22 protein-coding genes are annotated in these 26,063 nt (G+C 70.7%); 8 read left to right on the forward strand and 14 right to left on the reverse strand.

From position 1 onward, the window contains the following. Window position 1 precedes the first annotated feature (1 nt). Genes iolB through PHA84_RS05335 form a run of 5 tightly spaced genes read right to left on the reverse strand, consistent with a single transcriptional unit; the run spans window position 2 to window position 4,688 of the window. Window positions 2–919, reverse strand: coding sequence for a 5-deoxy-glucuronate isomerase (gene iolB, locus PHA84_RS05315; RefSeq protein WP_270887053.1), 918 nt, complete (start codon window positions 917–919; stop codon window positions 2–4). Next, window positions 916–1,800: a Cgl0159 family (beta/alpha)8-fold protein gene (locus PHA84_RS05320; protein ID WP_270887054.1), complete on the reverse strand. Its 885-nt coding sequence runs from the start codon at window positions 1,798–1,800 to the stop codon at window positions 916–918. The genes iolB and PHA84_RS05320 overlap by 4 nt, the downstream gene beginning before the upstream one ends. Continuing rightward, entirely contained in the window at window positions 1,797–2,780 is a 984-nt protein-coding gene (gene iolC, locus PHA84_RS05325; RefSeq protein WP_270887055.1) for a 5-dehydro-2-deoxygluconokinase, read from the reverse strand. The genes PHA84_RS05320 and iolC overlap by 4 nt, the downstream gene beginning before the upstream one ends. A gap of 1 nt (window position 2,781) precedes the next feature. Continuing rightward, window positions 2,782–3,681, reverse strand: a complete 900-nt coding sequence (locus PHA84_RS05330) for a sugar phosphate isomerase/epimerase family protein (RefSeq protein ID WP_270887056.1) — start codon at window positions 3,679–3,681, stop codon at window positions 2,782–2,784. Window positions 3,682–3,683: 2 nt separating this feature from the next. Next, on the reverse strand, window positions 3,684–4,688 hold the full coding sequence (locus PHA84_RS05335) for a Gfo/Idh/MocA family protein (RefSeq protein WP_270887057.1): 1,005 nt from the start codon (window positions 4,686–4,688) through the stop codon (window positions 3,684–3,686). 95 nt (window positions 4,689–4,783) lie between these two features. Here PHA84_RS05335 and PHA84_RS05340 point away from each other — a divergent pair, with 95 nt between their 5' ends. Continuing rightward, on the forward strand, window positions 4,784–5,521 hold the full coding sequence (locus tag PHA84_RS05340) for a GntR family transcriptional regulator (protein WP_270887058.1): 738 nt from the start codon (window positions 4,784–4,786) through the stop codon (window positions 5,519–5,521). A 6-nt stretch (window positions 5,522–5,527) separates the two neighbouring features. On the opposite strand, the gene PHA84_RS05345 is transcribed toward PHA84_RS05340, so the two are convergent. Further along, window positions 5,528–9,151, reverse strand: coding sequence for a WD40/YVTN/BNR-like repeat-containing protein (locus PHA84_RS05345; protein ID WP_270887059.1), 3,624 nt, complete (start codon window positions 9,149–9,151; stop codon window positions 5,528–5,530). A 351-nt stretch (window positions 9,152–9,502) separates the two neighbouring features. Here PHA84_RS05345 and PHA84_RS05350 point away from each other — a divergent pair, with 351 nt between their 5' ends. Beyond that, window positions 9,503–10,270 (forward strand): sulfite exporter TauE/SafE family protein, encoded by a 768-nt coding sequence (locus PHA84_RS05350; protein ID WP_270887060.1) that lies wholly within the window; start codon window positions 9,503–9,505, stop codon window positions 10,268–10,270. A gap of 140 nt (window positions 10,271–10,410) precedes the next feature. On the opposite strand, the gene rplI is transcribed toward PHA84_RS05350, so the two are convergent. The 6 genes from rplI to PHA84_RS05380 form a co-directional block, all read right to left on the reverse strand. Continuing rightward, window positions 10,411–10,857, reverse strand: a complete 447-nt coding sequence (gene rplI, locus PHA84_RS05355) for a 50S ribosomal protein L9 (RefSeq protein ID WP_270887061.1) — start codon at window positions 10,855–10,857, stop codon at window positions 10,411–10,413. A gap of 26 nt (window positions 10,858–10,883) precedes the next feature. Further along, complete coding sequence (gene rpsR / locus PHA84_RS05360; RefSeq protein WP_056884210.1) at window positions 10,884–11,120, reverse strand: 30S ribosomal protein S18; 237 nt, start codon at window positions 11,118–11,120, stop codon at window positions 10,884–10,886. A gap of 127 nt (window positions 11,121–11,247) precedes the next feature. Continuing rightward, window positions 11,248–11,811: a single-stranded DNA-binding protein gene (locus tag PHA84_RS05365; RefSeq protein ID WP_270887062.1), complete on the reverse strand. Its 564-nt coding sequence runs from the start codon at window positions 11,809–11,811 to the stop codon at window positions 11,248–11,250. A gap of 57 nt (window positions 11,812–11,868) precedes the next feature. Beyond that, complete coding sequence (gene rpsF, locus PHA84_RS05370; protein ID WP_270887063.1) at window positions 11,869–12,156, reverse strand: 30S ribosomal protein S6; 288 nt, start codon at window positions 12,154–12,156, stop codon at window positions 11,869–11,871. 176 nt (window positions 12,157–12,332) lie between these two features. Beyond that, window positions 12,333–13,790, reverse strand: coding sequence for a glycosyltransferase 87 family protein (locus tag PHA84_RS05375; protein WP_270887064.1), 1,458 nt, complete (start codon window positions 13,788–13,790; stop codon window positions 12,333–12,335). Further along, complete coding sequence (locus PHA84_RS05380; protein ID WP_270887065.1) at window positions 13,787–16,024, reverse strand: transglycosylase domain-containing protein; 2,238 nt, start codon at window positions 16,022–16,024, stop codon at window positions 13,787–13,789. Before PHA84_RS05380 ends, PHA84_RS05375 begins: the two co-directional genes overlap by 4 nt. 265 nt (window positions 16,025–16,289) lie before the next feature. Between PHA84_RS05380 and PHA84_RS05385 the strand changes: the two genes are divergently transcribed. Both PHA84_RS05385 and PHA84_RS05390 read left to right on the forward strand, forming a co-directional pair. Then, window positions 16,290–16,925: a PadR family transcriptional regulator gene (locus PHA84_RS05385; RefSeq protein WP_270887066.1), complete on the forward strand. Its 636-nt coding sequence runs from the start codon at window positions 16,290–16,292 to the stop codon at window positions 16,923–16,925. Window positions 16,926–16,962: 37 nt separating this feature from the next. Then, entirely contained in the window at window positions 16,963–18,042 is a 1,080-nt protein-coding gene (locus PHA84_RS05390; RefSeq protein WP_270887067.1) for an inositol-3-phosphate synthase, read from the forward strand. Window positions 18,043–18,169: 127 nt separating this feature from the next. Here PHA84_RS05390 and PHA84_RS05395 read toward each other — a convergent pair whose 3' ends face one another. Then, the gene (locus PHA84_RS05395) at window positions 18,170–18,925 is read right to left on the reverse strand and encodes a PP2C family protein-serine/threonine phosphatase (RefSeq protein WP_270887068.1); all 756 of its coding nucleotides are present in this window, start codon (window positions 18,923–18,925) and stop codon (window positions 18,170–18,172) included. A gap of 377 nt (window positions 18,926–19,302) precedes the next feature. On the opposite strand from PHA84_RS05395, the gene PHA84_RS05400 reads away from it, so the two are divergent. Continuing rightward, window positions 19,303–20,109, forward strand: a complete 807-nt coding sequence (locus tag PHA84_RS05400; RefSeq protein WP_270887069.1) for a class I SAM-dependent methyltransferase — start codon at window positions 19,303–19,305, stop codon at window positions 20,107–20,109. A gap of 41 nt (window positions 20,110–20,150) precedes the next feature. On the opposite strand, the gene PHA84_RS05405 is transcribed toward PHA84_RS05400, so the two are convergent. Further along, window positions 20,151–21,635 carry a CCA tRNA nucleotidyltransferase gene (locus PHA84_RS05405; protein WP_442952827.1) on the reverse strand — a complete coding sequence of 495 codons (1,485 nt, stop codon included), beginning with the start codon at window positions 21,633–21,635 and terminating at the stop codon, window positions 20,151–20,153. 56 nt (window positions 21,636–21,691) lie between these two features. On the opposite strand from PHA84_RS05405, the gene PHA84_RS05410 reads away from it, so the two are divergent. Genes PHA84_RS05410 through murJ form a run of 3 tightly spaced genes read left to right on the forward strand, consistent with a single transcriptional unit; the run spans window position 21,692 to window position 26,063 of the window. After that, the gene (locus PHA84_RS05410; RefSeq protein WP_270887122.1) at window positions 21,692–22,147 is read left to right on the forward strand and encodes an NUDIX hydrolase; all 456 of its coding nucleotides are present in this window, start codon (window positions 21,692–21,694) and stop codon (window positions 22,145–22,147) included. Further along, the gene (locus tag PHA84_RS05415; protein ID WP_270887071.1) at window positions 22,147–24,300 is read left to right on the forward strand and encodes a DUF6049 family protein; all 2,154 of its coding nucleotides are present in this window, start codon (window positions 22,147–22,149) and stop codon (window positions 24,298–24,300) included. The genes PHA84_RS05410 and PHA84_RS05415 overlap by 1 nt, the downstream gene beginning before the upstream one ends. Then, a complete protein-coding gene (gene murJ / locus PHA84_RS05420; RefSeq protein ID WP_270887072.1) occupies window positions 24,297–26,063 on the forward strand; it encodes a murein biosynthesis integral membrane protein MurJ in 1,767 nt (588 codons plus the stop codon). Before PHA84_RS05415 ends, murJ begins: the two co-directional genes overlap by 4 nt.

The following is a 26,063-nucleotide window of genomic DNA, read 5'->3' on the forward strand; positions in this document are numbered from 1 at the left end:
CTCAGCTCTCTTCCGGTGAAGGGTCCTCGGACCGAAGTCGCGGGTCCACGTCCTGCCCCGCCCAGGTCTGGCGCACCCACCCGTGGGCGGGGTCGTCGCAGATGAGCCACGCCCGCTCCGGGCCGGGCCCGGCCATGACGTTCAGGTAGTAGAGGTCGTACCCGGGCGGCGCCATGGCAGGTCCGTGCCAGCCATGCGGCACCAGGACGACGTCACCGCTGCGGACCTCGGCCAGCACGTCGATGGGGCGGTCGGCAGTGCCGTAGACGCGCTGGTAGCCGAAGGGCTCTGCGCCCACGGGGGCTCCGTGCGTGGCGGCCGCCTCGAAGTAGTAGATCTCCTCCAGCTCGGTCTCGACGCCCGTGCGTTCCTCGTCATGCTTGTGCGGCGGGTACGAGCTCCAGTTCCCGGCCGGAGTGACGACCTCGCACGCGATGATCGAGTCCGCCTCGAGGACGCCGGGGATGCCGAAGTTGCGCACCTGGCGGCTGGCGAGGCCGGCACCCCTGAGCTCCACCGGCACCTCCTCCCGCGTCAGGTGGACCACCGGCACGGCAGGCCGCGTGGTGGCGCTCGCCCCGCACACCGCCACGCGCGCCGCCCCGTGCTGGGCGGTGAGAGTCCAGTCCGTGTCCCTGGCGACGTACAGCACGTCCGTCGGGCCGGCGAAGACCGACGCACGGCCGGCCAGCACGACCTCGTGGCCGTCGGCCCGGACCGTCACCGAACCGGAGAGCGGTACGACGACGTGCTCCTGCCCGTCCGCGGGCAGCTCGCGCCGTTCACCCTGTGCCAGCGAGGTCACCATAAGGCTGGTGTGCTGCCACCCCTGCACGCTGTCGTCCACCACGACGTCCCACCCGTCCCGCTCCGCGGTGCCGAGAGGATGCACCCAGCGCGCGTTGTCCGCGCCCGTCACGACGCGCTGCCGTGCACGAGCCCGGCGGCCACGTCGACCGCCGACGCGACATCACCGTCGGGCGGGTAGAGCAGTGCCCGACCCACCACGAGCCCGCGGACCTGGGGCAGCTCCAGGGCCGCGCCCCACGAGGCATAGGTGTCGTCGGGGTGTCCTTGCGGGTCTCCGCCGAGGAGAAGGGTGGGCAGGGTGGTGGCGTCCATGACGCGCGGCAGGTCCTCGACCACGGGCAGCTTCAGCCAGGTGTGCGCACTGCTCGCCCCCAGTCCCGACGCGATGTGGATGGACCTGATCGTGGAGTCGGCGTCGAGGAGGTTGACGACCCGGCCGTCGACCCACCGGGAGAGGAACGGCTCCACCATCGCCATGAGCCCCGCCGCCGCGAGCTCGGTGACGGCACGTGCGCTGGCCTCGAGCGTTCCGGCGGTACCGGGGTCGTCCAGCGCGATCCGGGTGAGCATCTTGCCCCCGTCGAGGCCTGAGGCGGCGAGGTCACGCGCACGGTAGGCGGTGAACCGGTCGTCGAGCTCGAAGGTGGCACCCTGCAGACCACCCCGGTTCATCGAGCCGATGACCACCTTGCCTTCGAGCGCCCCCAGGAGCAGGAGGTCGTCGAGGATGTCGGGGGTCCCCAGCACGCCGTCCACACCAGGCCGCGACACGGCCGTGACCAGGCGTTCGAGGAGGTCGCTGCGGCTGGCCATCGCCGACCCGTCGCCGCGCACTCCCAGCGCTCCGCGGGCCGGGTGGTCGGCGGCGACCACGAGGAGCCTCCCGTCGCGGCCGACGAGGTCCCGACGGGCGCGGGCAGCCCACGACTTGTCGATCCGCTGCGGCTCCCGCACCCGGATCTGGGTGAGGTCGGCCACGGTGACGGTCATCGGGCCGCCTCCTGCGACTCGAACCGTGCCGTCGCCAGGCTCCGTTCCACCTCGGCCGTGGTCGGCATGGCGCTGGAGCACTCCAGCTGGGCAGCGACGAGCGCGCCTGCGACGTTGGCGAACTCCAGAGTCCGGCGCAGCTCCCACCCTTCGAGCAGTCCGTGGACCAGGGCGCCGCCGAAGGCGTCTCCGGCACCGAGCCCGTTGACGACGCGAACGGGGAACGGCGCGACCTCGACCCGCTCCTCGGCAGTGGCCGCCAGGACTCCCTTGGGGCCCTGCTTGACCACGGCAAGGGTCACGCCGCGCTCGAGCAGGGCGGAGGCGGCCCGGTGCGGGTCGGTCTCGCCCACGGCGATCTCGCACTCCTCACGGTTGCCTACGGCCACGGTGACGTGCTCGAGGGCCCGCCCGACCTGGAGTCCCGCCTCTCGGGGGTCCGGCCAGAACATCGGCCGGTAGTCCAGGTCGAGGACCGTATGGTCCCGGCGGCCTCGCGCCTCCCAGGCCGCGAAGTGCGCCGACCGGCTGGGCTCCTGGGAGAGCCCGGTCACCGTGGACCAGAACACCCGCGCCGACGCCAGTGCCTCGACCGGCAGGTCGCGGGCCTCGATCATCAGGTCCGGTGCCGTCGGGTAACGGTAGAAGTACAGCGGGAAGTCGTCCGGGGGGAACACCTCGCAGAAGGTCACCGGAGTCGGAGGCCCCTGCACCGCGGTCACGAAGGCGTCGTCCACGCCGAAGCCGCGCAGGGCCTGGTGGACGTACCGGCCGAACGCGTCAGCCCCGGTGCGGGTCACCAGCGCGGTCGAGCGTCCATGGCGGGCGGCAGCGACCGCGACGTTGGTGGCGCTTCCACCCAGGAACTTCTGGAAGGTCTCGACGTCCTCCAGCCCCACCCCGTGCTGCAGGGGGTAGAGGTCGACCCCGGTGCGGCCCATGGCCACCAGGTCGTATGCCGCATCGTCCTGGCGGGCCATGTCAGATACCCACCCCGGAGTGCTGCGCCGCGAAGGCCAGGAGGAAGTTGAGGCTGAGCTCGACGTCCTCCACGGGGCCCGCTCCCGGTGGCGGGCCGTCCAGGATGGTGTCCTGCTCGAGGACGTACCACCCGCCATACCCGTGGTCCTCCAGAGCCGTCAGGATGGCGGTGAGGTCCACGTCGCCGTCGCCGAGCGGGACGTACATCCCCTGGGCGACGGCCTCGGTGTACGTCACCTCCCCCGACCGGACCCTGCGGGCCCACTCCAGCCGCACGTCCTTGAGGTGGGTGTGGACGATCCGGTCAGGATGGTCCTTGGCCAGGGCCACCGGGTCGCCCCCGCCGATGAGCAGGTGTCCGGTGTCGAGGCACAGCCCGACCCGGCTGCCGGCGAGGACGCGCTCGGTCTCCGCGCCGCTCTCGACCATGGTGCCCACGTGCGGATGGAGGGTCGCGACGACGCCACGCGACGCGGCGGCGTCGGTGAGCCGGTCGAGGTTGGCGAGCAGCGTCGCCCACCCGCGGTCGTCCAGGACGGGGCGGTCGTCGTAGCCCTCCTGGCCCGTGGCCGCGGCGAGGACCACCGTGGAGGCGCCGGCGGCCACGAGGTCGTCCATCGCTGCGTCCACCTCGGGCAGCGGGTCATGACCGGGGTCGTGCAGGACCACCGGGACGAACTGGCCCACCGCTTGGAGGCCGTGGGTTCGCAGCGTCGCGACCTTGTCCGCAGCGGAGGCCGGCAGGAAGCCGTCCGGCCCGAACTCTGTGGCGGCGAGCCCCAGGTCCGCCATCTGCGCCAGCACGGTCGCCGGGTCGAGCTGGTGTCCCCAGCCGGGCACCTCGCTGACTCCCCAGGAGATCGGCGCACCGGCGATGCGGTCGGACAGCGGCGTCGACATGCTCAGGCCCCCTTGATCTCGGTGAGGTCGACGGGCCGGCGCTCGGCCCGCGACAGCTCGCAGGCCTCCGCCGTGCGGAACGCAGCGAGCGCGTCGTCCACGGTGCAGGGGCTCGGCGCCCGCCCGGCTGCGACGTCCAGGAAGGCGGTCAGCTCGGCCCGGTAGGCCGGAAGGAATCGCTCCATGAAGGAGTGCTTCTGCGGTCCGTGCGGGAAGTCCACCCCCTCCTCCATGGAACGCAGCGCGAGCGAGTCGTCCAGCCCCACAGCGACCGCGCCCTTCTCGCCCATGACCTCCATGCGTACGTCGTGACCTGCGCCGTTGTAGCGCGTCGACGAGACCGTGACCAGAGTGCCGTCGTCGAGGGTGAGCAGCGCGGCGGCGGTGTCCACGTCGCCGGCCTCGCCGAAGAACGCGGCGCCCTTGTTGGCGCCGGTGGCGTAGACCGTGGCCACCTCGCGGCCGGTCACGAAGCGGATGACGTCGAAGTCGTGCACGTTGCAGTCGCGGAAGATCCCCCCGCTCGTCGGCACGTAGGCCGGGTGCGGCGGGTCCTGGTCGTGCGTCATGGCGCGCACGCTGTGAACGAACCCGAGCTCGCCCGAGTCCACGGCGGCGCGCGCGTGGCGGTACCCGACGTCGAATCGCCGCTGGAACCCGACGTGCACGGGCACACTGCTGCGGCGTGCCAGCGCCGCGAGCTCGATCGTCTCCTCGAGCGTCGCTGCGACCGGCTTCTCGCAGAAGGTCGGCACCTCGGCGGCCAGCCCCAGCCGGATCAGCGGAGCGTGGCCGGGTGTGGCCGTGGCGATGACGAAGCCGTCCAGGCCCGAGGCGAGCAGCGCCGCGACGTCCGGGGCGTACTCCAGCCCCTGCTCGAGGGCGACGTGTTCCGCGAGTGCCGGGTCGGCGTCCGTGACGACGACCGTGTCCACCTCCTCCAGGGCCGCCAGGGTCTGCGCGTGGAAGGCACCGATCCGTCCCACGCCGGCAAGTCCGATCCGCATGCGGACCAATGTCGTGCCGGGGCCGGACTTCTGTCAACTATTTGTTAGGACATTCTCATGTTCGTGCATGCGGGAAAGGCGACTACTATCCCGCCATGACCACACAGCTCGACGTGCGGGTGGACCGGGACTCGCCGGTGCCGCTGTACCACCAGCTCGCGGAGCAGTTCACGGAGGCCATCACACGCGGCCAGCTCCAGCCGGGCGACGCCTTCGAGAACGAGCTCGCGCTGACCGAGCGGCTCAACCTGTCGCGCCCGACGGTGCGGCGCGCCATCCAGGAGCTCGTGGGCCGAGGCCTGCTGGTCCGGCGCCGCGGCCTGGGCACCACGGTGGCGAACCGCAAGGTCCACCGGCGTGCCGAGCTGAGCAGCCTGTACGACGACCTGAGCCGGGACGGGGAATCGCCCCGCACGGAGGTCCTGTCCTTCGGCCACACCGTGGACGAGCGTGCGGCTACGGCGCTCGACCTGTCCCCGGACACCGAGCTGCTCGCCATCGTGCGGCTCAGGTATGCCGGGGACCTTCCGTTGGCGGTGCTGCGCAACTGGCTGCCTCCGGCGCTGGGTGACCTGGCCCGTGAGCAGCTCGAGCGCGGCGGCCTCTACGCCGTGCTGCGCGAGCGCGGCGTACGGCCCACGGTGGCGCACCAGAGCATCGGCGCACGGCCGCCGAGCACGGCCGAGCGCCGGTACCTGCGGCTGAAGCCCTCGGAGCCCGTGCTGACCATGAGCCGCAGCGCGTTCGACTCACTGGGCAACCCGGTGGAGTACGGCGACCACTGCTACCGGGCCTCCGACTACTCCATCGACGTCATGATCGACGAGCGCTGAGGTCCGTCAGCCGGCAGGCGCACCCACCGCAACGTCGTCGACGTGGACACCGTCCCAGCCGCTCGTGGAGGAGCAGACCGGACCACCCAGGCCGGAGCACAGCGAGTCGGAGACGAACCGGAACCTCACCTGCACGTCGCCGCCCGGGGCGGTGAACGGCACCGCATACCGGCTCCACCCGGGGGCCCCGGGGTTCTTTCCCGAGTACGTCCCGAGCGTCTTCCAGGTGCTGCCGTCGCTGCTCCACTCGACCGCGACGGTGTCGAACCCGGCCTCGGTGTCGAGCCTCATCCACCACTGCACCACGGCGTTGCCGGCCGGTGCGGCCATCTTGGGTGAGGACAGGGTCGCGTCCAGGTTGTCGAGGTAGCCGGTCGGCCCGCTCACGGAGAACGCCTGGCCGCCGGGAGCCTCAGCGGCGTCGGTCCCGTGTCCGGGCGTTCCGCGCAGCCAGGTCGGCGTGCCACCGGCGGTCCACCCCTGCGCGTCCGACTCGAAGTCGTACGACGCATAGGCCTGCCCCACGGTGGGCGCCGGAGTAGCCGGCGGGTCCACCGGGACAGGCAGCTTGTCCTTGAAGGCGTAGGTCCACACCCCTCGTCCGAACACAGCCACCACCGCGGTGTTGGGGTCGCCGGGCTTGAGGGCGATGCTCGAGACGGCCGTGGCGGGGATGTCCTTCAGCGGCGCGAACTTCGGCGTGGCGTACGCCCCACCGGTCTGCGAGGCGAAGGCGCCGACGTCCGTGGCCACCAGGAGCTGGTCACCGCGAAGCTCGACCCAGGACGCCGGCGAGTCCGGGAGGGTGCCCGACACGTCGGTGAACGCCTCACCGCCGTCCGTGGAGCGGAAGACGTGGCCGCTGCCGATCTGGTCGTTGGCGTCGCCCACGGCGCCGGCCGGGACCCAGCGACGGGTGTAGCCGCCGAGGGTCACGAACACGTTCCGGTCGTTGCGCGGGTCGACCGCGATCGAGGTGATGTACCGGTTCGGCAGACCCTTGGCCGCCGCGATGTGCCAGCCGTTGGCACTGCCCTTCGCCGGGGCGGTGCTCCCACCGACGTTGGTGGCCAGACCGTTCTGGAACAGGTTCGGCGTGGGACCGAGCTTGTTCAGCGTGTCGCACTGGCCGCAGTAGCCGACGTACGCGGCGGCACCCTGGACGTCCACGGCCGACATCGAGTTGGCGGGGTCCGTGTCGCTCGCCGTCGCCCCCGCGTCGCCGGGGTGTGACCTGGTGCCGAGGTTGTAGACGGTACGCCACGTCTTCGTGCTGTCGTCGGCGCTCTGGGCGGGCGTCTGTCCGCTCTGCGTGTCGGCGCCGCTGAGGGTCTCGACGATCTCACGGCCGGCGGTGAGCAGGTGGCCCGCGTCGGTGGGGTCCATGGCGAACGGGTTGGAGAACTTCGAGGCCGTGAGCCCCGGGTCGATGTCCTTCCACGAGGTGCCGCCGTCCGTGGTGACGGCGATGGCGCCGTTCGTGTACTCCTCATAGGCCGTGGCGGAGTGGTCGGGGTCGACGGCCGCGTAGAAGCCGTCGCCGCCATACGTCTCGTACTGCTTGTGGTCCACGGGGTCGATCCGCAGGTTGCCGTTGTCCTGCAGGCCCGCCCACACGGTGCCGTCCTTGGCCATCGCGGCGTAGTACGGCATCAGCGTGTGGAAGCCGTCGTTGTCGCCGAGACCCCAGTGCGAGTTGTCGAGCTCGCCGTCCGGGTCGGTGTCGAAGCGGTAGCGGTAGGCGCCGCCGTCGTTGCCGACCACGAGCTGCACACCTCCCTTGACGGTGGGGTCCTCGACCCAGATCCCGTCCTGCTGGTCGGGGTGCGTCGTCAGGTTGTCGTCGGTCGGCTCCCGGTCGGTCGGGCACGCCGGAAGTCCGGTGGACAGCAGCTGGCACGACTGGCCGGCGAAGTACTTCGCCACGACGCGGAACTTGACCGGGACCGAACCGTCCAGCGGCAGGCCGAGGTTCGACACCTCGTTGGACCAGATCTCCTCCAGCCCGAACGCCATCCGGGTCGGCACCCCGGACGCCGTCTGCCGGGTCGGGTCGGGCTGGACCCAGAGGTTGTACCAGCCCTGCACGCCGGGCTGGTAGCCCGTCGCGGTGCCGTAGCCCGCCAGCGCGGAGCTGGTGGTCGGGTCGGCAGCGAGCTGCGTCCCGCTCGCGAGCATCGTCCAGGTGGAGCCGAAGTCCCTGGAGACGTAGAGCCCGTTGAGCACGGTCGTGCCGATCGGCGGCTTGGTGCCCTCCGGTACGTCGATGCCGGCCACGCCACCGTTGTTCAGGAGCTTGGCATCCTGGACGATGGCGTACAGCAGGTCGTGGTCCTGCGCGCTGCCCACGGCGTTGCCGAGCTCGACCCGGCCGATGTGGTCCTGGGCCGCGAACCCGGACGCTCCGAGCTTCGTGAAGGTGTTCGCGCCGCCTGACGGGGACCGGTAGACCCCGTTGTTCGGGGACTGCACCGTCCCGTTGGGGTTGGTCTTCGCCCCGCCGCGCCAGCCCACCGTGGCCACGACCGTGCTCGCCCTGGTGGTCGTGCCCACGCCACCGCCCTTGGACACGACGACGTCGGTGACGACGTTGGCGAGGGCGCACTCCGGACGGGTCTGGGTGTCGGTGACGCCCGAGCACTCCCCGGTCGGGAGGTTCGTGTTGGTGTAGGTCCTACCCCCGTCCACGGAGGAGAACAGACCCAGCTGGGTCGCCGCATACACCTTCAGCGGGTTCCCCGGGTCCACGGCGAGGGCGAAGCCGAGCCCGCCGTCCGGCACGCCCGCCGACTTGGTCCAGGTCCTCCCGAGATCGTTCGAGTAGTACGCCCCCAGGCCGGTGAAGGCAGAGGACCCGAACGTCGGCTCACCGGTCAGGGCCAGGAGGGTGCCCTTGTTCGCCGGGGACCACGCGACCGCCCCCGTGATCGAGGTCGGCAGGTTGCCGTTGGCGCTGGTCCAGCTCTTGGCCTTGTCGTCCGAACGCCAGATCCCGCCGTTGCCCACGGCGGCGAACAGCCGCCCGGCGGCCGGATCCCACGCGAAGGAGTCGATCCGCCCGGAGTTGTGCACCAGTCCGAGGCCGTTGACCTCGGGGTAGCGGGGGTCGTTGACGATGAGCGGCCCCGTGCCGTACGCCGCGCCGGCCCCGTCACTTCCAGGGACCGTGGCGGAGGCCATCGCCTGGCGCTGGGTGGCCGCTGAGGACGCTGCCCCGTCGGCCCACGCGCCGTACGGCGCCATGCGGGGGATGGCGCGGGCGCCGAACAGGGCGACGAGCTCCTTGAGCGACTCCGGCCGCTTGCTTCGAAGGCAGTAGCTGGACCACTGGTCCTGGTCGAGCCCGGCGAGCGGCGGCACCTCCGCGACCGCCTCCCGGGCGAGCTCCCTCCTCTCCTCCCCCGTCAGCTCGCGCACGGCCTGGCGGACCCAGCCCCCGTCCTTGTCGGCCTCCTCGGCCGCCATCTCGGCGCGGACCTCCTTGAGCACAGAGGTCACCGGGCTGAAGCCTGGGGCGCAGTCGGCCGCGACGGCCGCCCGCTCCTGACCCAGCTCGTGAACCGCTCCGGCTCCTGCGAGGGCCACCGCAAGGGCCGCCGTGACGACCATGGCCTTGGTGCGTGCTCGCATCTGTGCCTTCTCCTTCGAGCAGCGGCCGAGGTCCTCGGTCGCGAACAGCGCCGGCGTCGTCGCCGGCGTCGTGAGAACGACTGAATCTAGGTCGCGTTACGGCAAAGTGCGGGTAAAGGTTCGTGGCGGAGAACCGTCATTGTCGGGTATTCGCCGAGGTCAGGGGCGCACGGACCCGCGACGCATGGACCCGGGGACGCACGGAACCGGCCCACGACCGCCCCCAGCAGCGACCCTGCCCGACGAGCCTTAGGTTGCTGTCATGCGCGCCCTCCGCTCCCTGTCTCTTCCCGTGTCTCCCAGCCTGTCTCTCGGCGTCTCTCTCAGCGTGTCTCTCAAGGGCACCGTGTCGTGACCGCTGCGGTGCTGTTCGGGGCCGCCGCGGTGATCGTCGGCTTCTCGAAGACGTCCGTGGGTGGGCTCGGCAGCATCGCGATCGCGATCTTCGCCAGCCTCATGCCGGCGCGCGAGTCGACCGCCGCCATCCTCCTGCTCCTCATCACCGGCGATGTCGTGGCCGTCTGGCACTACCGGCACGACTGCGACTGGGGTCTGCTTCGCCGGCTCATCCCCGCGGTCCTGCCAGGGCTGGCCCTGGGGGCGATGTTCCTGGCGGTCATCGACGACGCGGTCCTGCGTCGCACCATCGGTGTCCTGCTCTTGGCCATGGCCGTCCTCCAGCTGGTGATGCGACGGGGCGCCGGGGACCGCCCTGCGACCCCGGTCGCGGCCGGCGACGGAGCACCGGAGGAGCGGCCCCCCGCGTCCCACCGGGTCGCGCTGCTCACCGGGCTGATGTCCGGGTTCGCCACGATGACGGCCAACGCGGCGGGCGGCGTGATGACGCTCTACCTGGTGGCCCAGGGCGTGGAGAAGCGACGGTTCCTCGGCACCAGCGCGTGCTTCTTCTTCGGCGTGAACCTGTGCAAGCTGCCGTTCAGCGCAGGCCTGAGGCTCTTCGGACCTGGCACCATGCAGCGGACTGCGCTGTTGGCTCCCCTGGTCCTGGCCGGCGCCTGGGCGGGTCTGCACACCGCTCGCCGACTCAGCCAGGCGCGGTTCGACCAGTCCGTGCTGGCGGCGACGGTGCTGGCGGCCGTCGCGCTGGTCGTGCGCTGACCCTCACGCGCTGACGCTCTATGCGCTGACGCTCGATCTGCTGCGCCTGGTAAGCGAGCTACGGCCTCGCCACGGCGCCGACGGGAACGGCCCGGCCGCCATGAGGCGAACCGGGCCGTGCCCGAACTGCAAGCGTCAGGTCAGCCCGCGACGACGTCGAGCGTCACCTTGGCCTGGACGTCGGGGTGCAGGCGCACGAGAGCCTCGTGGCTGCCCACCGACTTGATGGGGGTCGTGATCTCGATCTTGCGCTTGTCGAGCTCCGGGCCACCGGCAGCCTTGACGGCTGCAGCCACGTCCGCGGTCGACACGGCACCGAACAGCCGACCGGAGGAACCGGCGTGCGCCGGGACCGTCACGGTCTTGTTCTCGAGGTTGCCCTTGATCGACTTGGCCTCCTCCAAGGAGTTGATCGCCCGGACCTCACGGCCCTTCGCGATCGCGTCGACCTGCTTCTGGCCGCCCTTGGTCCACGCCGTGGCCAGGCCACGACGGAACAGGAAGTTGCGGGCGTAGCCGTCCTTGACGTCGACGACGTCGCCGGCTGTCCCGAGGCTGGAGACCTCGTGGGTCAGAATCACCTTCATGCTTCAGATCCTCCTAGCGTCCGAGCTCAGCGGGACGAGCTCGAGTAGGGCAGCAGCGCCATCTCGCGGGCGTTCTTGACCGCGGTGGCGATGAGCCGCTGCTCCTGGACGGACACCCCGGTCACCCGACGAGCGCGGATCTTGCCGCGGTCGGAGATGAACTTGCGCAACAGCGCGGTGTCCTTGTAGTCGATGTTCTCGACCTTCGCCGCCTTCAGCGGGTTGGCCTTCTTCTTGGGCTTGCGCACAACGGGCTTGGCCATCGTGGTGCTCTCCTTCTGCTGACGTGTCAGCGGATGAGCCCTGGTCTCCCAGGGATGGTGTTCTTACGTGGTTTCGGTATGCCCGGGGCTCGCCGCTCGCGGCGACGCCCGGACCCACCGGATGCTGCTAGAAGGGCGGCTCGTCGTAGGACGGCGCGCCGCCGCCCCAGCCGCCACCCTGCTGGCCGCCCTGCGGCGCTGACTGCGCGCCGCCCTGGCCGCCAGAGGGACCGGTCGCCCAGGGGTCGTCCTGCTGGCCGCCGCCGAAGCCGCCGCCCTGCTGGCCGCCCTGGCCACCCTGACCGCCGAAGCCACCACCGCCGGCCCGCTGGGTCCTGTTGACCTTGGCCGTGGCATACCGCAGCGACGGGCCGACCTCGTCGACCTCCATCTCCACGACGGTCCGCTTCTCGCCTTCCTTGGTCTCGTAGGAACGAGACTTGAGCCGGCCGGAGACGATGACCCGAGTGCCCCGCTGGAGCGACTCGGCCACGTTCTCCGCGGCGTCACGCCAGACCGAGCAGCGCATGAACAGCGTCTCGCCGTCCTTCCACTCGTTCGACTGCCGGTCGAACTGCCGCGGCGTCGACGCCACGGTGAAGTTCGCGACGGCAGCGCCCGAGGGAGTGAAACGCAGCTCGGGATCGCCGGTGATGTTGCCGATGACGGTGATGACGGTGTCGCCAGCCATGAAGCGTGTCCCCTGTTCGCAGTGGGTGAGGTAGGAGGGTCGGGCCCGGAGGAGGGCTCAGGCGCCGGGGCGCAGGAGCTTGGTGCGCATGACCGACTCGTTGAGACCGAGCTGGCGGTCCAGCTCCTTGGCCGTGGCCGGCTCAGCGGTGAAGTTGACGACGGCGTAGATGCCCTCGGACTTCTTCTTGATGTCGAAGGCCAGGCGACGACGGCCCCAGATGTCGACCTTGTCGACGGTGCCCTTGTCCTTGGTCACGACGGTGAGGAACTTGTCGAGCGACGGCTGAACCGTACGGTCGTCGAGCTCGGGGTCGAGGATGACCATGAGTTCGTACTGACGCATGCTGATAACCCGCCTCCTTTGGTCTATGGCGGTCACGGTCTCTCCGTGACAGGAGGGTTGCAGTGCGATCCGCCTCGGCCTGGCACTGGTGCAGGCTTCAGCGGAACTCGACAAGGGTACCGGGCCGAGCCTTCATCACCGAATTGTTCTCCACAGGGGCTCGGCGACGGCAGGGATCACGCCAGGCGGACCAGCAGGCGGTCGGGAGCGTCGCTGAAGTCGCCCGCCAGCTCGTCGCCGACGACGTCACTGTCCGGATCGCCGTCCGCCTCGCTTCCGGTGTCGCCGTCCGTGGCCTGACCCGTGACCTGACCCGTGACCTGGCCTGTCTCCCACTGCGGCCCCACCTCGTCCTCGGAAAGCCGCCCGCGCGCCTCCTCACGAGCCGACGCGGTCTGCCAGACGCGCCAGACCAGATAGCCCACGGCAACCAGCCGCAGCATGAGCGCCACGGCATACCAGCCGGCCGGCAGGCCACGGTCGGGCTTGGACAGGCCTGCGACGTAGAGCCAGACGCAGACGAAGTGCAGCGCCTCCGCGCCTGCCCACACCAGGTGGTCCCGCCATCGCGTTCCGGCCAGCGCCACGAGCGGCACCAGCCAGAGCGACGACTGCACGGGGAACGCCTTGCCGGTGAGCAGCGCCACCGCCACCACCACCAGCGCGACCTCGGCCACCGTGGGGCGGCGCGGGGTCCCGAGGGTGAAGAGCGCGCCGAGCCCCACCGCAGCCACGAGCCCGGCGGTCGCCAGCAGCGTGGTCGCGCCGGGCGGCAGTGGGTGTCCCAGCAGGGCAGGGAGCATCCATGGCGAGCCGAGGTTGGCAGGGCTGTCCCACCAGACGTGGTACGTCCGCAGGATGGCGCCCGGGTTGCCCACGAGGAACGGCACGAGCACCACAGCCACAGCCACAGCTGCCGCACCGACGGTACGACCGACCGACGCCAGCCGGCCGGTCCGCAGCCCCAGGAGCACCAGCGCGAGGAGCACGAGCACCGGGTACGTGCGCGCGGTGACGGCAAGGCCCAGCAGGGCCCCGGCCAGGACGGGCCGCCGTCGGGACCAGGCCCATACGCCCCCGCTGACCAGGGCCACACCGAACAGGTCGCTGGACAGCATCGCCGTCATCAGGAGGACCGGGCTCAGGGCCACCTGTGCCGCGTCCACGACGTGCCGCGGCCGGGAGGCCGCGGTCGCGTAGGCGGTGAACCCTGCCAGCGCGGTGCCGAGCAGGGCCCACAGCGCGAAGTACCAGCGCGTCTGGTCCAGGAACGCGCCGTCGGGCACGAGCCCGCCCACCAGTGCCATGACGGCGCCGGTCAGCACGGGGTGGTCGCTGCGGGCCCCACCGCCGCCGACGTACGCGGCGAGCCCGGCGTGCAGGTTCCCCAGCTGGTACAACGCCGGCAGGTCCGAGAAGCAGGCGTGCCAGAACTGGTCGGAGCCGACCCAGCCCTTGGCGACGCAGTGGGTTCGCTCTGCCACCGAGAGGGCCATCGTGGCCGACGTCGCGACGAGGAGCGGCACGACGGTGGCGGCCCATGACAGCGCCCGGGCGGAGGCGTGGCGACCGAGCGGCCCGCCGACCGCGGCCAGCGGCCCACCCGACAGCTCCTGCGGCGCCGGACGGCTCACTGCGTGGTGGGCGAGCTGGTCCGCGGCCTGTTCCCGAGCAGGGTGACCGTTGTGCTCGGCGGCTTCGGGCCTGGCTGCTTGGTCTTCGTCGCCGTGGTCGGTACGGGTGCGGTGGTGGTCGTCGGGACGGGTGCGGTCGTGGTGGTCGTCGTGGTGGTCGTGGTCGTCGACGTGGTGGACGACGTGCTGCTGGACGACGTCGTCGACGGTGGCGGGGGCGTGTAGACCTGGTCGTCGCCCACGCCGGCCCGCTGCGGGAAGTCCAGGACCTTCTGACCCTTGAGGGCCGCGCTCATGAAGTCCGTCCAGATGCGCACCGGTACGGTCCCACCGGTCAGCTCGCCGACGCCGTTGACGTTGTCCATGGAGAGCTCGGCGCCGTTCTTACCGCTGCTGTAGATCCCGACAGCGGTCTCCAGCTGCGGGGTGAAGCCGTTGAACCAGGCCGCCTTGTTGCCGGTCGTCGTACCCGTCTTGCCCGCGGCCGGGCGGCCCAGGTTCTGTGCGTACTGGGCGGTGCCGTCCTTGATCGGCCGCTGCATGGCATCGATCGTGTCCGCCATGACGTCCTTGTCGAAGACCGCCTTCTTCGCAACCTTGGCCTTGTAGCTCAGCCCGCCGGGGCCGCCCTTGACGGACTGGATGAAGTACGGCGTGACCCGCTGCCCCTGGGCGGCGATGGTGGCGTAGGCGTTGGCCATGTCCGTGACCGTGACATGGTCGGTGCCGAACACGTTCGAGTAGTTGCTGCCGAGCTTGCCCAGCTTGCGCGCGGCGGCCTGCTTGTCGTCGGGGAGGCCGGCGGCGATGGCTGCCGCCTTGGTCTTGTCCGGACCGACCTTGATATTGAGCTGCGCGAAGACCGTGTTCACCGAGTGGCCCGTGGCCGTCCGGAGGTCGATGTCGCCGAACTGCTCGTCCCCGAAGTTGCGCACGCCGCCCTGGCGCAGGAAGTCGGACTTGGCCGCCGAGTCCTTGAACTCCGGGAAGTACTGGGGCGACCGCCCGTTGAACCTCGTCTTGGTGCTGATGTCCTCGCGCAGGCCGGCGACCAGGGCGAAGATCTTGAAGGTCGAGCCACCCTGCATGGTGGCCTGCGTCGCCGTGTTGAACTGTTCCTTCTGGTAGTCCGCACCGCCGTACATCGCCACGACCGCCCCGTCGCCGGGCTTGATCGACGTCAGGCCGACGTGGAGGGTGCTCGCGTTCTTCCCGGTGGGCATCCGCGCCTTCACGGCGGCCACCGCCGCCTGCTGCGCCCGGGCGTCGATGGTCGTGACGACCCGGTAACCGCCCCTGTCGATGTCGGCGTCCGTGAGCTTGAGCTTCGTGCGCAGCTCGCGCTTGACCGCGTCGGTGATGTATCCGTTCGGCCCGGCGGCGCCACGCTTCGGCTTGTACGTCGTGACCGTGGGGAACTTCGCGGCCTCTCGCTGCGCCTGGGTGATCCAGCGCTTGGTCACCATCCCGTCCATCACGTAGCTCCAGCGCTGCTCCGCGTTGGCCTTCTGCTGCGCGCCCAGACCCGGGTCGTAGAAGGACGGCCCACGGATCACCGAGGCCAGCAGCGCGCCTTCGGAGACATCCAGCTGGGAGATGTCCTTGCCGAAGTACGCCTTGGCCGCGGTCTGGATGCCGTACGCCCCGCGGCCGTAGTAGATCGTGTTGAGGTAGTTCTCGAGGATCGTGTCCTTGGACTCCTGCTTGGCGATCTTGATGGAGATGATGATCTCGCGACCCTTGCGGGAGAGGGTCTGGTCCTGGGTCAGGAAGTAGTTCTTGACGTACTGCTGCGTGATGGTCGACCCGCCCTGCGTGGCGCCGCCCTTGAGGCCGACCCATACGGCACGCGCGATACCCGTCGGACTGATGCCGGAGTTCTGGTAGAAGTTGCGGTCCTCGGCGGCCAGGTGCGCCTCCTGCACCTTCTTGGGCACCTTCGACAAGGGCACTGACTCGCGGTTCACCTCGCTGATCCGGTCCAGCTCCGTCTTGCCGTCGCGGTAGTAGATGATCGAGGCCTGAGCGTTGGCGAGGTCGTTGGGCTCCGGCGTCTTGATCGTCGCGTAGGCGACGAAGAAGGCCGCCACCGCGAGGACGAAGCCGACCAGAGCGGCGATGCCGAGCCGCTTGGCCCAGCGCCTTCCGGCACCGCCGGAGCGCGCCGCACGCTGGGACGCCCGAGGCTTTCCCGGCTTAGCCTGGCCTCGCGTACTGGGACGTGGGGTGCTCATCTGACCTTCCCGATCGGCATACGACATGCCTGCAGGAGCCACCGGACGTGGCGGTGCAGGCACCGTGAACTACCCCTCAGTATGACGTCCGAAGCGTGCCGTCCACGAACGGACCACCGCTGCGGCCGGCCGCCGCACGGTGAACCGATGTATCGCAGCGATATATCTAGCTGTAGGCTGAGGTGACATTGTCAGGCTTTGTCACCTCGCACGTGTGCCCGGTGTCTGGGCTCAGCAGGTCCGCCCCGCACGGAAGGAGTCCCGAATGGCCACCCGCCGCAGTGAGCTGCTCGAGTTCGCCGTGCTGGGCCTCCTCCATGAGAGCCCCATGCACGGCTACGAGCTGCGCAAACGGCTCAATGCGGCCCTGGGCGCCTTCCGCGCACTGTCCTACGGCACGCTCTACCCCTGCCTCCGGGGGCTGCTGGACCGGCGGCTCGTCACGGAGTCCACCGGACCGCAGGCCGCCGCCCTGCTCGCGTCGGGCTCCAGGCGAGCCCGGATCGTCTACGAGCTGACTGCCGACGGCAAGGAGCTGTTCCAGCAGCTGCTGAAGGAGGCCGGTCCCACGGCCTGGGAGGACGACACCTTCGACGTCCACTTCGCCTTCTTCGCCCGGACCGAGGCAGAGGTGCGGCTGCGCATTCTCGAGGGCCGACGCAGCCGCCTCGAGGAGCGCCTCGACCACATCCGCGCGGTCGCCGCGAAGAACCGCGAGCGCGTCGACAGCTACACCCTGGCCCTGCAGCGGCATGGAGAGGACGCAGCGGAGCGCGAGGTCCGCTGGCTGAACGAGCTCATCACCGCCGAACGCAACCCTTCCGCCCCCGCGGCTCCGCCGCCTACCGCGGCCACCGAGGCGGGGCAGTCCGCATCACCCCAGTCCACCCCACCGCAGTAACACCACCGCAGTAACACCACAACTCAAGGAGAGTTCCATGGGATCCGTGCGCGTCGCCATCGTCGGCGTCGGCAACTGCGCCAGCTCGCTGGTGCAGGGAGTCGAGTACTACAAGGACGCTGACCCGTCGGGCACCGTCCCCGGCCTGATGCACGTCATGTTCGGCGACTACCACGTCAAGGACGTGGAGTTCGTCGCAGCGTTCGACGTCGACGACAAGAAGGTCGGCAAGGACCTCGCCGAGGCGATCAACTCCTCGGAGAACAACACCATCAAGATCGCCGACGTCCCGACCACCGGGGTAGAGGTCCTGCGCGGCCACACCCTCGACGGGCTCGGCAAGTACTACCGGCTGACCATCGAGGAGTCCGGCGCCGCCCCTGTCGACGTGGTGCAGGTGCTCAAGGACGCCAAGGTCGACGTCCTCGTCTCCTACCTGCCGGTCGGCTCGGAGGAAGCTGACAAGTTCTACGCCCAGTGCGCGATCGACGCCGGCGTGGCGTTCGTGAACGCCCTTCCGGTGTTCATCGCCTCAGACCCGGAGTGGGCCGCGAAGTTCGAGGCGGCTGGCGTGCCGATCATCGGCGACGACATCAAGTCGCAGGTCGGTGCGACGATCACCCACCGAGTCATGGCCAGGCTGTTCGAGGACCGAGGCGTGGTGCTGGACCGCACCTACCAGCTGAACGTCGGCGGCAACATGGACTTCAAGAACATGCTGGAGCGCGACCGCCTCGAGTCCAAGAAGATCTCCAAGACCCAGGCGGTGACCTCCAACCTGGGCCACGACCTCGGCGCCAAGAACGTTCACATCGGGCCTTCCGACTACGTCCAGTGGCTCGACGACCGCAAGTGGGCTTACGTCCGCCTCGAGGGTCGCGCGTTCGGCGACGTCCCGCTGAACCTCGAGTACAAGCTCGAGGTCTGGGACTCGCCGAACTCCGCCGGCATCATCATCGACGCCATCCGCGCCGCCAAGATCGCCAAGGACCGCGGCATCGGCGGAGCGCTCCTCAGCGCGTCGTCGTACCTCATGAAGTCCCCACCGGTGCAGCGCGAGGACACCGAGGGGCGTGCGAAGCTCGAGGCCTTCATCGCCGGTACCGAAGAGCGCTGACACCCCTCACCACTCTCGACCGAACTACAGAAGTTGTGCGTGTCGCGGCCCTGGAGGCCGCGACACGCACAACTTTGTGAGTTCGGTCGGGAAAGACGGGGGTTGGGCTGGTCGGTAGGGGTCGTCGCTAGGGCTGGACGTCGACTACGACGACGCTGACGTTGTCGCGGCCGCCCACGTCCACCGCCGCCTGCACCAGTGCCGCTGCTGCAGCGTCCGGGTCGTCGTGCCGGCGGAGCAGCTCGGCCAGCTCGTCGTCGCTGAGCTCTCCGTTCAGGCCGTCGGAGCACACCACGAACCGTTCCCCCGGCTCGGGGACTCGCAGCTCCACGTCGACCTCCGGCATGGTGTCCAGACCCAGGGAGCGGGTGACGACGTTGCGCAGCGGGTGCCGCAAGGCCTCCTGCGGCGTGATGAGGCCCGCGTCGACGAGGTGCTGGACCTCCGAGTGGTCGACCGTGAGGAGCGACAGGCGGTCGTCGGCGAACCGGTAGACCCGTGAGTCGCCCAGGTTGAACACGGCCCAGTGTTCCGAGCCGCTCTCGTCGACCACGGCGACGCCCGTGACGGTGGTGCCCATGCCCGCCTGCTCCGGATGCCGCCGCACCGACTCCAGGATGCGCCGGTTCGCAAGCGTGAGACCCTCGACGAGGTCCTGGCGCCGGAGTCGGGGCACGTGGGCCAGCTCGGCCAAGGTCTGGACCGCGATGTTGCTGGCCACCTCTCCCGCCGCGTGGCCGCCCATGCCGTCGGCGACGGCGAACACCCTGCGGTCGGCAAGGAGGCTGTCCTCGTTGTGGTCGCGAACACGGCCGACGTCTGTCGCCGCCCCGGCCCGTACGGTGAGACTTCCGGTACGTCCTGGTGCTTCGCCGCCGCTCATACGCGATCTCTCACCGTCTTCCCTTGCCCGCTCGCCTCGCCCACGGCCTGCTCGCCCCCGGCTCAGCCGAGGACGCGCGTCCGGCGAGACGTGCACTCCGGTAGGTCAAGGTCGTCATCAGCGCCCTCTCGCCGTTCTCTCCATCAGGTGCTCCGTCCATGGCTGAGCCCGCGACAGCCGCTCCTGCGCAACACTCCCACAAACGACCTCATGGAGAGGAACGAAGGCACACCGGCACCAGGTGGGGATGGACGACGTGCGGATGGCGCCCCGACCTATCTGAGAACCTAGGGTCCACACCCGGCGGCGGGACGTGCGATGCTCGCCACCCGCGAAGCTTGCTGGCAACGACCGGCACCGAGGAAAGGATCCACCGCATGGGTGTGCGCCGTGCCGTCGGGCAGCGCCTGGAAGGAACCATCGGGAAGCAGCGAACTGACCGGCTGCGACGTGCGGAGCGAACCGTGCGGCGCCGGCTCAGCCCACCACCGCCGCCGAAGCGCCCATCGCTCACCGACCTCGCGAAGGTCCACAAGACCGACAAGTGGGGCCTGCACCGATACACCCCACACTACGAGGAGCGCCTCAAGCATCTGCGCGACAAGGAGTTCACCCTGCTCGAGATCGGCATCGGCGGGTTCAAGAAGGAACGCTCCGGAGGCAAGTCCCTGCGGATGTGGCGTGACTACTTTCCGCGGGCGACCATCGTGGGCCTCGACATCATCGACAAGTCCTATGTCGCGAGTGAGCGCATCGAGGTCTACACCGGGAGCCAGACCGACCCTGAGCTCCTGCAGCGCATCGCCGACGAGCACCCCGACCTCAAGGTGGTCGTCGACGACGGCAGCCACGTGCCAGAGCACGTTCGCACCACCTTCGCTGTGCTGTTCCCCCTACTGCCCCCCGGCGGCATCTACGCCATCGAGGACACCCAGACCTCATACTGGCCGGACTGGGGCGGACAGGTCGACCCCAAAGCCCGAGGCACGAGCATGGACCTGGTCAAGGACCTCGTCGACGGCCTCAACTACGAAGAGTTCCTCCTCGAGGGCTACGAACCGACCTACACGGACCGCACCGTCCGCGCCGTTCACTGCTGGCACAACCTCGTCATCATCGAGAAGGGCCAGAACGCCGAGGGCAGCAACCGGGACCGCGTGCACGACCGGCCCTACCGAGTGTGAGCCCGAGCCGGCGAACCGGTCTTTGACGCAGGGCTCCTGGGTCAGCGCGGCGACTCCGGCTGCTCGCTCCACCACTGACGCAACGCCTCAGCCGCCGCCTCGCGGCCGATCGGGCCACGGTCGAGCCGGAGCTCCAGAAGGTAGGAGTACGCCCGTCCCAGGACCGGCCCCGGCGAGATCCCCAGCACCTCGGCGATCTCGTTGCCGTTGAGCTCCGGGCGCACCTTGGCGAGCTCCTCGGCCTCCATGAGCGCCTCGATGCGGCGTTCCAGCTCGTCGTAGCTGCGCGAGAGGCGCGCCGCCTTCCGCGCGTTGCGGGTGGTGGAGTCGGACCGCGTCAGCCGGTGCAGCCGCGGCAGCAGCGGCCCGGCGTCGGTGACATACCGGCGTACCGCCGAGTCGGTCCACTGTCCGTCCCCGTACCCGTGGAAGCGCAGGTGCAGCTCGGTCAGCCGGGCCACCGCCTTCACCGTGTCCTTGTCGAACCGCAGAGCCTTGAGCCGCCTGCTCACGAGCTTGGCGCCCACCACCTCGTGGTGGTGGAAGGAGACGCCGCCACCGGACTCGAAGCGCCTGGTCCCGGGCTTGCCGATGTCGTGCAGAAGTGCGGCAAGGCGAAGGACGAGGTCCGGTCCGGGTACGGAGGACTCCGGGCCGCCGGGCGGGCCTTCGAGCGCGATGGCCTGGTCCAGCACGGTGAGCGAGTGCTCGTACACGTCCTTGTGGCGGTGGTGCTCGTCGATCTCCAGGCGCAGTGCAGGCAGCTCGGGCAGCACGTGGGCAGCCAGCCCCGACTCCACCAGGAGCCGCAGGCCGGGGCGCGGGCGTGCGGACAGGAGCAGCTTCACCAGCTCGTCGCGCACGCGCTCGGCCGACACGATCTCGATCGACCCGGCCATGGCGGCCATCGCCTCGCGCACCTCGGGTCCGACCTCCAGACCGAGCTGCGCCACGAACCGGCAGGCACGCATCATCCGCAGCGGGTCGTCGCCGAAGGAGACCTCGGGAGGCCCGGGCGTGCGAACGAGCCTGGCGGCCAGGTCCGCCAACCCGCCGTAGGGGTCGACGAACTCCATGCTGGGCAGCCGCAGAGCCATGGCGTTGACGGTGAAGTCCCGCCGTACGAGGTCGTCCTCCAGGTTGTCGCCGAAGGCGACGACCGGCTTGCGGGTGAGACCGTCGTAGGCGTCGGCGCGGTAGCTCGTCACCTCCACCGTCGTCGCGCCGCGGCGCGCGCCGATGGTGCCGAAGTCGCGCCCCACGTCCCAGTGGGCATCCGCCCAGGGGCGCAGGATCCGCAGTGTGTCGTCCGGCGTGGCGCTCGTGGTGAAGTCCAGGTCAGGCGACACCCGGCCCAGGAACGCGTCCCGCACCGGCCCGCCGACGAGCGCCAGCTCGTGTCCCGCAGCGGCGAACAACCCCCCGAGCTCTGTCAGCAGTGGCACCACCGGCGCGAGATGGGCGGTCGCCCTGCGTAGCAGCTCCAGCTGCGGCTCGCGGGGATCGGCGGTGGACACGAGGGACAAGGGTAGGCGCTCGTTAGAGTGGCGTGGTGACCTCCCCTGCCCGCGACTCGGACCGGATGGTCCGCCGTCTGCCCGCAGTGGAAGAGCGGTCGGCCGGCGGCATCGTGGTCGACGTGCACGACGGCGAGGCACGCATCGCGGTCATCGCCCGCCGGAACCGCGCCGGTCGCATCGAGTGGTGCCTGCCCAAGGGCCACCTCGAGAACGACGAGACCCTTGCCGAGGCTGCCGCGCGCGAGGTCGCGGAGGAGACCGGGATCGAGGGCCGGGTGCTGACCGAGCTCGGCACCATCGACTACTGGTTCGCGACGAGCGACCGCCGGGTGCACAAGTTCGTGCACCACTACCTCCTGGAGGCGACCGGCGGGCAGCTGACCATCGAGAACGACCCCGACCATGAAGCGATCGACGTCGCCTGGCTGCCGCTGCGCGAGGCCCACGAGCACCTCACCTTCCCCAACGAGCGACGCATCGCGAGGCAGGCCTGGCAACGTCTGGCCGGCGAGGGCTGATGGTCCCCGCTGCTGTACGCCGCGTGCTCGCCGCGGCCTCGCTCGTGCTGCCCCTGGCCACGGTTGCTCCGCTGGCGGTCCCCGCCGCATCGGCGACAACGTCGGCGGGCTTCCGGACCACAGCCACGACGACAGCAGTATCGCGGCGCAGCCTGGCCGCCACCGCGACCGTGACAGCCGGGGAGGCGGCGGTCCCGGCGGCCCAGGCGCCGGTCGTGGAGCTGTCCTCGGTCAGTCCGGCGGTGCTGGCCTCAGGACAGGACCTCGTCATCTCGGGCCTTCTGCGCAACGAGGGGACGGCGGCGCTCGTCCGGCCCACCATCAGCGTCGTGGTGGGACGGGGGGCCAGGGACCGCGCGGCGGTGCGAGCCTGGGCCGCGGCGCGCGGGCCGGCCGCGGGGTCGGTGGTGGCCCAGCTCGTGGTGCCCGCCACGGTGCGCCCAGGGTCCTCGTCGCCGTTCCGGATCGCGGTGAAGGGCCTGGCCGACCGCGAGCAGAGCACGTATGGAGCCCTTCCGCTGAGCATCGAGTCCGGGGCCGCCAGCGTCCGCACCTTCGCGGGGTACCAGCGGCTGAAGCAGTACCAGCCCATGACGGTCGCCTGGGCGGTGCCGGTGACCCTCGACCCGGACCCCGACCTCTTCGGTGCCGCCGGCAACGCCCGCGAGGCTGCCTGGACGCGCGCGTTGGGCCCGGACTCACGCGTGACGAGAGTGCTCGACGCGACGCAGGCCACTCCCGTCACCTGGGCGGTCGACCCGACCCTCGCCCCCGGGCTCCTGGCGTCGCCGGTCGACGTCGGGACCAAGTCGTCCCCGGAGAACGCCCTGCGGACCGAGGTCCAGAACCGCATCCAGACCGAGGCGCCGGCCCATATCCCCTGGGTGCTGCCGGACACGGACGCCGACCTCGGAGCCGTGGCGGGGCTCGGCACCGGCCGCGGCCTCATGCAGACGCTCGTCGGGCGCGCAGGGCCCGTCGCCCAGAAGCTCGGTGGTCGCGGCGACCTGGCCTGGCCGGCCGACGGCGCCTACACCGCCAGCGGCGAGACCACTCTTCGCCAGGCGTTCCGCCGACCCTCGCTGGCCGGCCAGGTCGCCTCCGCCGGAGCGCTCGGCCTCGGTTCGGGGACGACTCCCTCGGCCGCCCAGCGGAGCACGACCGGTTTGGCGCTGCTCGCCTACGACGACTCTCTGAGCGGCCTGCTGGCCCGGACCACGTCCCCCTCGGAGGGCGTGCTGAGCACCCAGCAGTTCATGGCCGACTCGGCGGCCCTCCTCAACGAGCTGCCCGGGACGTCGGGGCGGACGGTGTTCGTCGCCGCCCCGCGCTCGTTCAACCCCGACCCGGAGACCGCCCGCCGGTTCCTGGCGGCGGCAGCCTCGCTGCCCTGGCTCACCCCGTCGAGCACCGAAGACCTGCTCGCGTCGGCCCGTCACGCCGCCCCGACCCCTGCCGCCCCGGTGACGCGGCCGTCTGACGCCTCCCCCAACGTCGCGAAGCCCGTGCTCACCCGAGGCCGGATCGCCCAGCTCGAGAGGACCGTCCGCACCGTGCGGGGCGTGGCGCTCATCCGGGACGACGGTGACGAGTTCGCCCGCACCTGGACCCGGGCCGCCGAACAGCTCGCGTCGGTGCGGTGGCGGGCGGCCCCCACGGCGTGGAACACCCTGAGCGGCAGGGTGCAGGCCGCCGCACGACAGACCACGACCGCGGTGAAGGTCTCCGCGGGCACGGTGAACTTTCTCGCCGACTCCGGTCGGCTGCAGATCACCGTGACCAACGACCTGGACGTGCCCGTGGAGGACGTGAAGCTCCGGGTCGAGGCCTCGAACCCGCGGTTGCGCATCGACAGCCAGCCACCGGTCCTGCGCATCGGTCCGAAGAGCCGCGCCACCGTCAACGTCAGTGTCACGGCGCTGGCGGCCGGCCTCGTCCCGCTGCGCACGACGCTGACCACCCCCGACGGCACCGTCGTCGGCCAGGGCGCGGACGTCCTCGTCCGGGTGACGCCCACCGGCGACTGGGTCTACTGGGGCCTTGGTGGGGTCGCCGGTGCGATCCTGCTCCTCGGCGTCGTGCGCTCGGTGCGCCGACGCCCCGCTCCAGCGGTCTCGGAGCCGTCCACACCGACCCGGGAGACCATCGGATGAACGAGACGTCGCAGAGCAGCGACCACAGCAGCGACGCCGGCGCCGACCACGGCATGGACGAGAGGATGGGTCCTGGGGTGACCCCGGCCGCAGACCGTGACCTGGACCAGGGGACGGATGCAGGCGCGGACAGCAGCCTGGCCCGCTCCAGCGCCGTCATGGCCGCTGGCACGGTCGTATCCCGGCTGCTGGGCTTCGCGCGTGCCTCGATGTTGGCCGCCGTCATCGGCATCGGCCTGTCCGGCGACGCCTTCCAGGTCGCGAACACCCTCCCGAACCAGTTCTACCTGCTGCTGGCCGGGGGGGTGCTCAACGCCGTCCTCGTCCCCCAGATCACGAAGGCGGCGAGCCACGACGACGGTGGGCACGAGTTCGTCAACCGCCTGCTGACCCTCTCGCTCGCGATCCTGTTCGGCGCAACGCTCGTCGTGACGGCGGCGGCCCCGCTCCTCGTACGCCTCTTCTCCCAGCACTGGGACGCCCACACCCTCGGGCTCGCCACGGCGTTCGCCTTCCTGTGCCTGCCGCAGGTGTTCTTCTACGGTCTCTACACCGTGCTCGGCCAGGTGCTCAACGCCCGCGGCAGGTTCGCGGCGTACATGTGGGCACCCGCCCTGGCCAACGTGGTGGGCATCGCCGGCCTGCTGTGGTTCAAGCTGAGGTACGACGCGAAGCCGCAGGTGTCGCAGTGGTCCACGGGCATGATCCTCGTGGTGGCGGGGACGGCCACGCTGGGAATCGTCCTGCAGGCGCTCGTGCTCTGGTTCCCGCTGCGCAGCAGCGGCTTTCGGTACCGCCCGTTCTGGGGATGGCGCGGCGTCGGGCTCGGCTCGGCCAGCCGGGTGGCCGGGTGGACCTTCGCTGCGGTCGCCGTCAGCCAGCTCGGCTTCGTGCTCACCTCGAAGGTGATGACGCGAGCCGGCGACCTGATCGACAGCCGCGGCTCGGTGGGTGCCGGTGTCGTCGCCTACGGGCTGGCGTTCCTGCTGTTCATGCTGCCCCACTCCCTCATCACGGTGTCCCTCGTGACCGCACTGTTCACGCGCATCTCGCAGGCCGCGCACCGGGGTGCGACGCGGCAGGTCGCCGACGACTTCTCCCGCGGCGTGCGGATGCCGGCCGTCCTGCTCGTCCCGTGCACCGCGGCCGCGCTCGTGCTCGGGACGCAGGCGGTGCGCGTGGCGTTCCCCGGGAACAGCCACGAGCAGGCACAGGCGATCGCCCACGTGATGATCGCGATGATGGTCGGCCTCGTCCCCTTCGGCTGGCTGTACCTGATCCAGCGGGTGTTCTACGCCTTCGAGGACGCCAAGACGCCGTTCCTGTTGCAGGTGGTGGTGACCGCCGCCGCGACGGCGGCGAACCTCATCGCTCTGCTGGTCCCCCCGGAGCGGGCCGGTGTCGTCGTCGGGATCGGCCAGACCCTGAGCAACCTCGTAGCGGCCCTGGTCGGGTTCGCCCTCCTGGGCCGGCGCCTCGGCCGGCTGCACCTCTCCGCCACGATTCGCGTCTACGTACGGCTCGTCTGCGCGGCGGTCGCCGCGGCCATCCCCGCAGCCCTCGCCCTGCTGCTCGTCGAACGGCTCGGAGTGGACGCCGGGCGGTGGAGCGGCTCGCTGGTGGAGCTCGTCCTGGGGGGCGTGGTGTTCCTCGCGGTGTTCTTCGCCACCGCCCGGCTGATGCGGGTCGAGGAGGTCGGCCAGCTCCTGGACCCGGTGCTGCGCCGGGTTCGGCGGCGACGTCCGACGACGGCCACGCCCTAG

The sequence above is a fragment of the Pedococcus sp. 5OH_020 genome, assembly GCF_027812955.1.
Classification (GTDB): Bacteria; Actinomycetota; Actinomycetes; order Actinomycetales; family Dermatophilaceae; genus Pedococcus.